This window comes from Streptomyces sp. NPDC002884 (genome assembly GCF_040295245.1).
Classification (GTDB): domain Bacteria; phylum Actinomycetota; class Actinomycetes; order Streptomycetales; family Streptomycetaceae; genus Streptomyces.
On record NZ_JBEOVB010000078.1, the window covers coordinates 1 to 9667 of the forward strand.

The 9667-nt window shown below is 70.3% G+C and carries 10 protein-coding genes and 2 pseudogenes; 2 read left to right on the forward strand and 10 right to left on the reverse strand.

From position 1 onward, the window contains the following. Positions 1–109: 109 nt before the first annotated feature. From ABT070_RS45625 to ABT070_RS45660, 8 genes and pseudogenes are all read right to left on the reverse strand, one after another. Positions 110–352 (reverse strand): hypothetical protein, encoded by a 243-nt coding sequence (locus tag ABT070_RS45625; RefSeq protein WP_351769223.1) that lies wholly within the window; start codon positions 350–352, stop codon positions 110–112. 85 nt (positions 353–437) lie between these two features. Continuing rightward, positions 438–722, reverse strand: a complete 285-nt coding sequence (locus ABT070_RS45630; protein ID WP_351769225.1) for a hypothetical protein — start codon at positions 720–722, stop codon at positions 438–440. 264 nt (positions 723–986) lie between these two features. Then, positions 987–1448 (reverse strand): hypothetical protein, encoded by a 462-nt coding sequence (locus ABT070_RS45635; RefSeq protein WP_351769239.1) that lies wholly within the window; start codon positions 1446–1448, stop codon positions 987–989. A gap of 752 nt (positions 1449–2200) precedes the next feature. Next, complete coding sequence (locus tag ABT070_RS45640; protein ID WP_351769227.1) at positions 2201–2350, reverse strand: hypothetical protein; 150 nt, start codon at positions 2348–2350, stop codon at positions 2201–2203. A 315-nt stretch (positions 2351–2665) separates the two neighbouring features. Further along, positions 2666–4291: an MFS transporter gene (locus ABT070_RS45645; protein ID WP_351769228.1), complete on the reverse strand. Its 1626-nt coding sequence runs from the start codon at positions 4289–4291 to the stop codon at positions 2666–2668. Positions 4292–4395: 104 nt separating this feature from the next. Next, a pseudogene (locus ABT070_RS45650) lies at positions 4396–4658 on the reverse strand (IS5/IS1182 family transposase); the annotation flags it as partial. A gap of 57 nt (positions 4659–4715) precedes the next feature. Further along, positions 4716–4910 (reverse strand): annotated as a pseudogene (locus tag ABT070_RS45655) (hypothetical protein); the annotation flags it as partial. Positions 4911–5009: 99 nt separating this feature from the next. After that, the gene (locus tag ABT070_RS45660) at positions 5010–5495 is read right to left on the reverse strand and encodes a DUF1877 family protein (protein WP_351769230.1); all 486 of its coding nucleotides are present in this window, start codon (positions 5493–5495) and stop codon (positions 5010–5012) included. Positions 5496–6130: 635 nt separating this feature from the next. Here ABT070_RS45660 and ABT070_RS45665 point away from each other — a divergent pair. Both ABT070_RS45665 and ABT070_RS45670 read left to right on the forward strand, forming a co-directional pair. Then, the gene (locus ABT070_RS45665; protein ID WP_351769232.1) at positions 6131–6448 is read left to right on the forward strand and encodes a hypothetical protein; all 318 of its coding nucleotides are present in this window, start codon (positions 6131–6133) and stop codon (positions 6446–6448) included. Between the two features lie 606 nt (positions 6449–7054). Then, a complete protein-coding gene (locus ABT070_RS45670; RefSeq protein WP_351769234.1) occupies positions 7055–8440 on the forward strand; it encodes a condensation domain-containing protein in 1386 nt (461 codons plus the stop codon). Between the two features lie 738 nt (positions 8441–9178). On the opposite strand, the gene ABT070_RS45675 is transcribed toward ABT070_RS45670, so the two are convergent. Then, entirely contained in the window at positions 9179–9364 is a 186-nt protein-coding gene (locus ABT070_RS45675; protein ID WP_351769236.1) for a DUF8636 domain-containing protein, read from the reverse strand. 231 nt (positions 9365–9595) lie between these two features. Further along, the coding region (locus ABT070_RS45680; protein ID WP_351769237.1) for a 50S ribosomal protein L36 at positions 9596–9667 on the reverse strand (72 nt) is incomplete at its 5' end.

Genomic DNA, 9667 nt, shown 5'->3' on the forward strand with positions numbered 1-9667 from the left:
CCTGGGGCTGCGGGTCCTGGAGATGCGCCAACTGCCGGAGTGACGAGCCGGGGGCCGTCGTCCCCGGCCGGGCGCGAGGAGGAGTCATGAGCGTTGCCTAGCTGGGCAGTCAGCCAAGGTACGTGACTTGCAAGACGATGATCGTCTTGAGTGTCGTCCCGATGAGGAGCACAGCGAAGGCCTGCTCAGTGATGATTATCCGCACGATCCCGTCGTCTTCGCCGTAAGGCTTGGCAGCGGCGAGGGGATCGTGGCAGGCGCCTGCCAGGGCGAGAGTGAGGGCTTCACTCGCGGCGGCCGGCATCGCTTCGTGGACCGCTTCGGCTGCAGGATCATACTTAAGTCGATACAAAAGGGACTCCTCAACCTTCCAGATTCCAGCGGTCGGGTGAGGTCGGCCAGCGCCGAGAGTAGCAGTCCTGCAACGGTGGATTGGGTTAGGCAGCGCCGCGAGAACGGATGCGCTCCGCCGCTCCGAGGACCTGGTCGGTAACATCCGCCCATTCGGCCGTCGGGTCTTCGCCACGCCCATGAGCTTCCGCGATCTGCCGACCCCGTTCGGCCGCGGCCAGGGTGTCCTTGGCGATGCGTTCCCAACGCGCAAAGACGCCAAGCAGCTGGTGCGCTGGCGTCCGGTTGATCTCGCCGAGGAATTCCTGAACAAGCACAGGATTGCTGAGGACGTTGCGGATGGACTCGATGGTCCAGGGCTCGCTGCTCATCCTTGCCTCCCGGGCGAAAGTGGTAGCGCTGATGAGGCTATCCGAATGCGGTACCGCTTTGATACCGCTTCGCCTATGGACCTGCTGACCTGCACGGATACGACACTGCGGTCCAGGCGCTGGTGATATTCGCAAGCGCAGCCGCAGGCCCCGTTGCAGCGCACGCGGGCATCGTGGTGGATCCGGTCTGGATGGGCAGACCACTGGTCCCACTATCGGGCCGGGCAGACGCCGGGTTCCACTGTGTCGGGTGGTGTGGTGCTGTCATGTGGACAGGAAGCCTGGAGTCGGAAGCTGGCAGGGGCGTTCGAGGGTGGCGGTGATATCGCTGGCCCAGAGCCAATGCCGTGCCAGCCGAAGGAACGTTCTGCGGCCGGCGGTGACAAGCAGTCGGATCCTGGTGCTGCGGGCCGGGTCAGGAGATCCGCCAGACGCAGGCGTACGACTCGGCGACACCGTTCCTGCGGAAAGCGGGTGATCCGGTGCGCGCACAATGATGTCGGCATCACCCGGCGGGACGTTCTCCCAGTGGATCTGCTCCACGTTGTTGGTCTGGTCGAAACCGGTGGAGACCTCTGAGGTGACGTCGAAACTCGCGTCTCCGCCGTAGTGACGAACGGAACCGTCGAGGTCCACCGCGCCGGGGGTTGAACCGACCTCGACGAGCATGGCCGCAGCGAGCAAACCCGACACCCGGAACGCGCGCAGGCCGTAGCCGGACGGCATCCGGCACCCGCGCAGCAGGCCGCGCTCAGCGCCTGACGGCGCGGTCGCGGCGGCGCATTTGCATCTCGCCCTAGGAAAAGCCGGCCGCCCCGGGCGCATTCCTGCCGGTGACGGGGCAGGCGGCCTCCTCGCGTACCGTCAGGTATTCCGGCCGCCGGTTCACTGCTGCCGCTCCAGCGCACGGCCCTAGCGTCGCAACTCCTCCCGGCCAGCCTGCCCCTGCCCCTGTTTCGGGGTTGCACCGCGCGCGGACGGGAACAACGGACACGGGACGGTTCATCCGGACCTAGGACTGCCCGGTGTCCAAGCCCAGACTCCCGCTTGCAGCCGCCGACCTATCCACGCTCGCCGACCGCCAACCGGCTTGGTTCGCCACCGGCCGAGGCCACGTGTCCGTGCAACGCTACGCCCAGCACTCGGACTTCGTCCGTGCCGCCGTGCGCTCCGGCAACGGCCAGGACCGCGCAGCTCTGCTGACCCTGCACCCTAAGGCGTACCCGCTCGCCCCGGCATGGCTGGCCGCAATCGCCGAGACCGCCCCGGACACGGCCGACCACCGCAACCCCTCAGCATCGATGACGTCCGTGCGGCTGCTCGCACGGATGACACCGGAAGAGCGCAACGGCATCCCAAGGCTGAGCGACGGATCGGTCGGCTGGAGCATGCCCGGCTCCACCGCCCGCGTCTGGCCCGACGGCCGCATCCATCTGCACAGCACCACCGGCCCGATCCTGGCCGGCCGCCTGGAAGGCTCACAGTGGGACCACTTCCAGGTAGCCGCTGTAGCCGACGCCAGCCTGCGCCTGTTCTGCGCGCCCGAAGTCCAGCATCACGCAGGCGATCACCGCGATCAGGTTGGCCAGCGACGACAGCAGGACGCCAGGCCCTGGCGGACGCCGCACCGTGAGGAGAGGAGCAGGATGAAGGCGCTGTTGCGCAAAGGCACCAAGGTGACGGCTGTACCGATCACCACCAGGTCGACGACCCTAGGATCAGCCGCTCCTGGGTGTCAGGACCGTCTGCAGCGTGTGGATGGTCGGGGCCGGTCGGCAGAGTCGGGCGGTACTGCGTTCCGGCTCTGCGGGTGGCGGCCCGGCTGGTCAAGCAGGCCACGCCCGTATCCTCGCCCGCGTCAGTCCGGTCCTCAGACCTGCTGTCGACGGCCCTGGGGCAAGGCCGCGCACGGATCCGGTCGGCGACCGGCTGACCGGCCGGCCTCAGGCTCCAGAGGGTCCGCTCGGCATCTCGGTGGCGGCAGGGACGGAGTCCTCGGTGCAGTAGCGCCGTAGGAGTTCCCGCTCGGCGTCCCGGTGCGGGAACATGAAGAAGATCAGCAGCGCACCCAGGGCGATCGCGGCCAGGCCGACGGTGTACGCCCAGTCGTCGCCGTGGAGGAACGACTTGCGTGCTGCCGCGACGATCTGTTCGGCGTAGCGGGGGTGCTGCTGGGCGACCTGCCCGGCGGAGGCGAACGACTTCGTCAGCTCGCTCTGGACCTGGTCCGACACCTCCTTGCTCTCGGGGGAAGCGGCGATCGCCGCGCTGAAGGCCGAGGCATAGCCGGCGGTGAGGAGCACGCCCATGACGGACTGCATGATGGCCCCGCCGAGGTCGCGTTGCAGGTCGGCGGTGCCTGAGGCCATGCCGACCCGGCGCACGGGCACCGATCCGGTCAGCGAGTGGGATGAGGGCGTCCCGGCGAGGCCGGCGCCGATACCGATGAGCACGTAGGCGAAGCCGATCTGCCAGTAGCCGCTGTCCTCGCCCCAGAACAGCAACATCCAGGCGAAGGCGAGGAAGAGGAACGCGTAACCGATCAGCAGGGTCGTGCGGGCGCCGCGTCTCTCGACCAGCTTCGCGGACCGTGGTGCCACGAGCACCATCATCACGGCGAGAGGGAGGATGGCGGCGCCGGCTTCGACGGGGCTGTACTCGAGCACGTTCTGCAGGTACTGCTGGCTGATGAACGCCGACCCCATCATGGAGCCCCACACGATGATTCCCGCGCATGCGGCGACCCAGAAGGTGCGCCGGCCGGCGATGCGGAGGTCGTACAACGGGTTCGGAGCCCGGCGCTGACGCCAGAAGAACGCCGCTCCGGCAGCGAGGGCGATCACGGCGAGGCCGACGACCAGTGACCCCTGGTCGGGGACGGCGGCGAAATTGATCGCCAGCACCAGTCCCGCGACCAGGAAGACGGAGAGGATGCCGCCGAGGTTGTCCACCGGTTCGGCCGACTCGTTGGCGTGCGCGGGGACGAACAGCAGGGCCATGACCAGCGCGACCACGGCAAGGGGCAGGGTGATCAGGAACACCGAGCCCCAGTAGAAGCGTTCGAGCAGGGCGCCCGCGATCACCGGCCCGAGCATGGAGATGCCGCCGCCCAGGGCCGACCACAGCGCGATCGACTTCGTCCGCGCCGGCCCCGCCCACAGGGCGGTGATCAGCGCCAGGGTGGTCGGGTAGGCCATGCCGGCCGAGAGCCCGCCGAGGATCCGGGCCGCCACGAGGACGGTGTCGTTCGGCGCGTACGCGGCGAGCAGGCAGGCGGGGATGGACAGAGCGATGCCGAGGAGCAGCAGCAGCTTGCGGCCGTGACGGTCGCCGACCGCACCCAGATAGAGCACCGATGCGGCCAGGCCGAGGGAGTAGCCCACGGCGACCAGGTTCAGCGCGGCCTGGGAGGAGTCGAAGGCCTTCCCGATCGCGGGCAGTGCCACGTTGGCCACCGACAGGTTCAAGTTGGCCACGGCGGCAACGATGATCAGGGACGCCAAGACGAGCGACGCCCGCGCCGGGGCGTCGCGCGGAACGTCGATGCGAGGCACGCCGCTTTTCGACATGGAACCTCCGGGGCGAAGTCGGGCTTCGCGAGAGTCTTGCCTGATCCGCCGTGCCGCACATCGCCCCATTGGGATGACACGCCCGCTGGGCACTGTCCGGCGGATCATGGTCGGAGCCACAGCCTGAAGCCGCCGTGGTGATGGTCCCGCGGAAGACGTAGGACCTCTTGTCGTAACGGGTGGCGACGGCCTTGAAGTTCATGAGCCGGTTGATGGTCCGCTCGACCTCGTTGCGGCGTTTGTAGTTCTCGCTGTCGAAGCCGGCGGGCCGGCCGCCCTTGCTGCCACGCCGTTTGCGGTGGGCCCGCTGGTCCTTCGGCTCCGGGATCGTGTGCTTGATCTGGCGTCTTCGCAGGTAGCGGCGGTTTAGGCCGGAGCCGCCAACCAGGAGTACGTCACCTCGCTCGGCGCGACCGCGCTGGCAGCCTCGTGCCTGCAGTCCGTCACAAAGGGCAGTGGCGATCTCGGCCATCGGGGCAGGGCTCTCGGTGGCGACGTCGAGGTCCTGACTGAGGCGGTCGACGATCCGGTGCGCCCGTACGGCGTAGCCGCCGGTGAGGACCAGGGGATACCGGGCGCCGAGGGCGCACCACGCGCGGTCGACGTCGGACTCGCTCAGCTACCACCAGCTCGGTCTCTCGGTCTCTCGGTCTCTCGGTCTCGCGACACCGGCGCGATGGACAGCAGGGATCGGCGCCTCACCGCGTAGCGCACTGTCTCAGCTCACACCGCCGAGTACCGCCTTGCCTTCGGCTGCCGCCTTGGCGAAGAAGGGGACGAGGTCGTCGAAGTCCTTCTCCTCGGCCTCGGTGTGCCAATGGGCCGCTGCGGCTCGGCTGGTCCAGTTCTCACCGGCCAGCCCCTGCGCGACCTGTCCGACCTCGTCGGGGGTGAGGAAGTGCGCCGGGCCGTAGCCGAACTCGAACTCCTCGATGGTGGAGCAGTTCTCGCCGGTGGCTCGTGCCAGCCAGGGGTAGGCCGTCTGCCACTCCACGGTGTCCTGCTCGGCTTGCGATCGGCCGGCAGCCAGGTCGGAGAGTTGGCGGTAGTCGCAGCCGAAGGAGTCTGCGGTCGGGTGGACGCCGGAAACGAGGGGCTCCGGCATGTCGTCCTCGAAGAACAGGGCACTGATCGACTCCGGGTGCTGCTGAAGGGCGGACAGCAGCGAGGGGTCGATCTTGACGAGGCCGAGCCACATGGACATGCCGGTAGATCCTTTCCGGGGCGCTTGGTGGGGCGCAGAGGGGCGAGATGGTCGGACTCTAACCGGGGGCGCTGACAGCGGTCACCGGACGCGGGTGGGCCGGGGTGAAGGTGGGGGCTGGGCCTGACGATGAGGGTTCGGCATACAAGATCGGGCCAGGACTCAAGTGTCTGCGGCTGGAATTCATCCCCCTCTCGTGAGTCGATCAGGCTCGCGGAGATCTCGAGCAAGCACGCTGGGGGACATCATGACCCTGGCGCCGAGGAAGAGCCGTCACGACCGGGCGCCGTCCGAGCGGTCGTGCTGGGCGTGTGCGCCGCGGGCGCGCTGAGCCTCACCGGTTGCTCCGGTGATGGTGGCGCGGCAGACGTGGGTGGCGACGCGAAGCCGAGCGCGACAACGGGAGCGGTGCCGGCGACAAGCCGGAGGCGGACTCCGGCACGACGGAACGGGGCCGTGACGCTTGTGGTGGCGCGTTCACAGCACGCGCCGGAGGTGGTCCGGCCCGCTCGTCGGACCAGAGGATGAGCCGCCGATGACGCCGACGGCGTGACATTGCGCCGCAGCAGCAACCGGTGCGGGCCGCGCGGAACTCCTGTCGGACACAAGCGCAAGCAGTTCGTGAGGAGACCCCCGTGACCGCTTCTGTCTTCGGCACCGACGCGCCCCACACGTTCGTCGATCCGTACGCCGTTGCTTCCGCCGACGGCTTCTGTCTTGCCCCGCGCGGCAGCTCTGAGGATGCGGACTTCCTGCTGGCTCCGCCCAACCCCGCGGAGCGTCTCAGTTACAGCATCGACCCGCGCGACCGGCGGCGCCTCGACCTCCACGCGGCGCTGACCACAGCAGGCATCCCGCCACGCCCCGAAGACCGCGCCGCCATCGACGAACTCAGCGCCCTGCCCGCCGGCATCAACGCCACGCTTCAACGCTGGCTCCTGCACACCGCATGAACCCACTGCGCCGGCTCGGCCACCCGAGTGCCGCCACGGTCCTTCCGGCTCCGGCCCCGGTCGCCGTCGCATCCCCGGAGCGGCCGCCGACCCGAGCTTCCCTCACGAGGGACGGCCCCGGCACCGCGTACGGCGCCGGGGGCGCTCTGGATGCGTGAGAGAAACGCCGGAAGCGTGCATACACCTCCCGACCGGGGGCAGCAGGCAAAACAGAGCTCGACGCAGCGCCGTCCCCCCGGCCGTTCGAGCGCACGCCGGCCCCACCCCCCATCCCCCCGGGGCAGTGGGGCCGGCATATCTCCCCGCACAGATCGAGCCGTTGATGCCGGTTGCGCGCGGGCGTGCCTGAGGGCGGGTGTCCGGCCGGAGCGTCGGCAGTCAGCGGCCGGGACCGAAGCGGTCTGCGTCCGGGGCCGAAGCGGTGGGCGTCCTCGCCCGGCCCCTCGACCTCACCGACCGGATGACGCACGCCGCACTGTTCCGCCTCGGCCCGCAGGAGCACATCCTGGTGAGGCGGTTCCAACACGTGACCACCGACGGCGCCTTCCTCACCGAACCGGCGTCGGCCCCGACTCTGTCCCGCAGTACCCGACCCCAAGGCAGGGCATGAAGACGACCACCGGTCCCCGGCACCCGGCAGTTCCGCTCTCCTCGCGCCAGGAATTGTGCTGGGAGTGGGAACGCTGCCACGGCAAGCCCTATCCCGCGGTTGTCTCGATCGACTGCTCGACCGCCCTGCGGCTCCTGGGCCCCCTGGACGCCGGCGCGCTGCGGGAGGCCTTCGCCGAGGTCACACTCCACCACGACGCCCTGCGCCTGCGGCTGGACGAGCCGCCGGAGCGGGCCGCCGACGTCATCCGGCCCCACCAGACGCTTCGCGCAGCCCCTCTGCCCCTGGAGGAGGCCGTGCTGCCCGCGCAGCCGTACCCGCTCCTGGTGGACCTCAGCACCCTCCCCTTCGACGTCACCGAAGCCCTGGGACGCGCCTACCTGCTCCGCGCGGCACCCGACCACCACGTCCTGCTCACCTGCTTCCACCACCTGGTGTTCGACGCGGCCAGCCACCGCCTCTTCCTCGTCGACCTGGCCCGCGCGTACAACCGCAGGGTGGCCGCCGGGATGCCACTGCGGCCCGCCTTCTCCTACCTCGACCTCATCGACGCCGAGTCCACCCGACCCGCCCTGGACGACCGTGCGGCCCGACTGGCCACCCGCGCCGCGCTGTTACAGGCGTACGGCGCCAGGGACCTGCTGCCAGGCCGTACCGCCGGGCCCCCCGCGCTGCGCCACCACTACGACGAGGAGCCCCTCGACCTCTCCACCGGGCAGACCCGGCAGCTTCTGCACGCCGCCCGGGCCGCCCGGGTCTCCCTGTACTCACTGCTGGCAGCGGCGTTCGCCGGCGCCCTCTGCCGTCACTTCGGCCGGGCAAGGATGATCCTCTCCACGCCGTCCCACGGCCGACTGCGCCCCGAACACCGCACCGCCATCGGTGACTTCGCCAACATGGTGCAGATCCCGATCGACGTGTCTCAGGGCGGCGGACACCAGTTGCTGCGACAGGCGCACGACGCCGTCGCCGAGGCCTCGGCCACCGTCGACCTGCCGTTCGGGCGGCTCGCCGAGACCGTGCTGGGCCGCAGCGGCAGCGCCGGCTTCTTCCGGTACGCCCTCGGGCACGCCGCGCTGCGCCTGCACGGGGTCACCGGCTGGGCCCTGGACCGGCAGCGCGACGACGCCACCCCGATGCACGGGATGCGCACCGACCTCATGCCCATAAGCCAGGACTCTTCCCGTTTGACCTACGCCACCCGCCAGGCGTCCGATGCGTCGGCGGCCACGCTCGCGCTCAGTCTCACCATGACGCAGGACGCCCGCCTGTCGGGGGCACTGCGCCACGAGAGGACCTATCACGGCCCGGACACCGCACGCTCGGTCCTGGACCACCTCCGTGAACGCCTGGGCGCACTGTCCGACCCGGCCGGGACGTGAGGCGTCGGCAACCGGGTGCCGGCGCGGGGAGCCAGAAGCGCACGCCGCAGGCAGGACGTACACGTACGACCACCGGCACGTGCACATCTCCCGTGACCGGGCCCGGAGTCGGGCACGGTGCATCGCCTGGACGTCAGGCGCGGTGCATCGCCTGGCGACCGCCCGTGCACCCAGCGGGTGCTCCGGGTCGTCCCGCGCGGGTCAAGAGGTTCCCGGGATGCGAAGTTTCGCACCAGGATCCGGCGCCGGCAGCCCTCGCATCCCGGGAACCTGCCGCGCCCCGGCTCCCGTCGCCGGCCCGCGCCGAAGGCGTCGACGAGGTGGCGGACGACGGGCAGGCCGGGGCTGCTGCCCTCGTGGCGGGAGTGACATGAGCGCCGAAAGCGTGAGTACAACTACCGGCCGGGGGCAGCAGGCGAATACGAGCTCGACGCAGCGCTGTCCCCCCGGCCGTTCGAGCGCGTGCCAGCCCCACCCCCGTCCCCCCTGGGGCAGTGGGGCCGGCATATCTCTCCCGAGGTCGCCATCCAGCTCTGCGCGGTCAACGGCGAAGCCCTCGTACGGCGCCGCGCCGCCGCACGCACCGGTCACGCCTTGCCGCACGCCGGCCCCTTTCCGTTTCCGCAAGGCCATGCGTGCGCGCTCGGGATCACGTCGGTCGGCCGCTGCCCGGGAGCGCGGTGGTATCGGCGGCGTGCGAGTTCCTCACCGATGCTGCCCTGCCGCCCCCGGCTGCGCTCAGGCAGCCGGTTCGGGGACCTCGCCGGGCCTGACCGGCACGATCTCGACACGCGTGCAGCCCACCGCTTTCAGTTCGGTGCGGCGGTGCTTTGCGGACCGCTTGTCGTACCTGCCGGCGGACGCCTGCGGGGCGCCGTCCGGGTCGGTCCACAGGAGACCGTAGTTCTGCATCGCGCTCGTCATGGAGATCATCGTTTCCCGCTCCCGGTGGCCGTAAGCATGCCGCGGGTCGCCCGTGGTGATCACCTGGTCGCCGGTCCCCCGGCAGGGCACCGGGTGCTGCCGCTGGGTGAGCCGCGGCAGCGCACAGTCCTGGCCTCACGGACGGGACCCTCCTGGACGCCGGTGGCTCCACTGGAAGGGGCGTGGCGGCACGCCGGCGGGCAGGCCGGCCGGTTCGGCGCGTGGGCGTTGTCAGCCCTGGCGGGCCTTGAAGCGCGGGTTCTTCTTGTTGACGACGAAGACCACGCCCCGGCGGCGCACCAC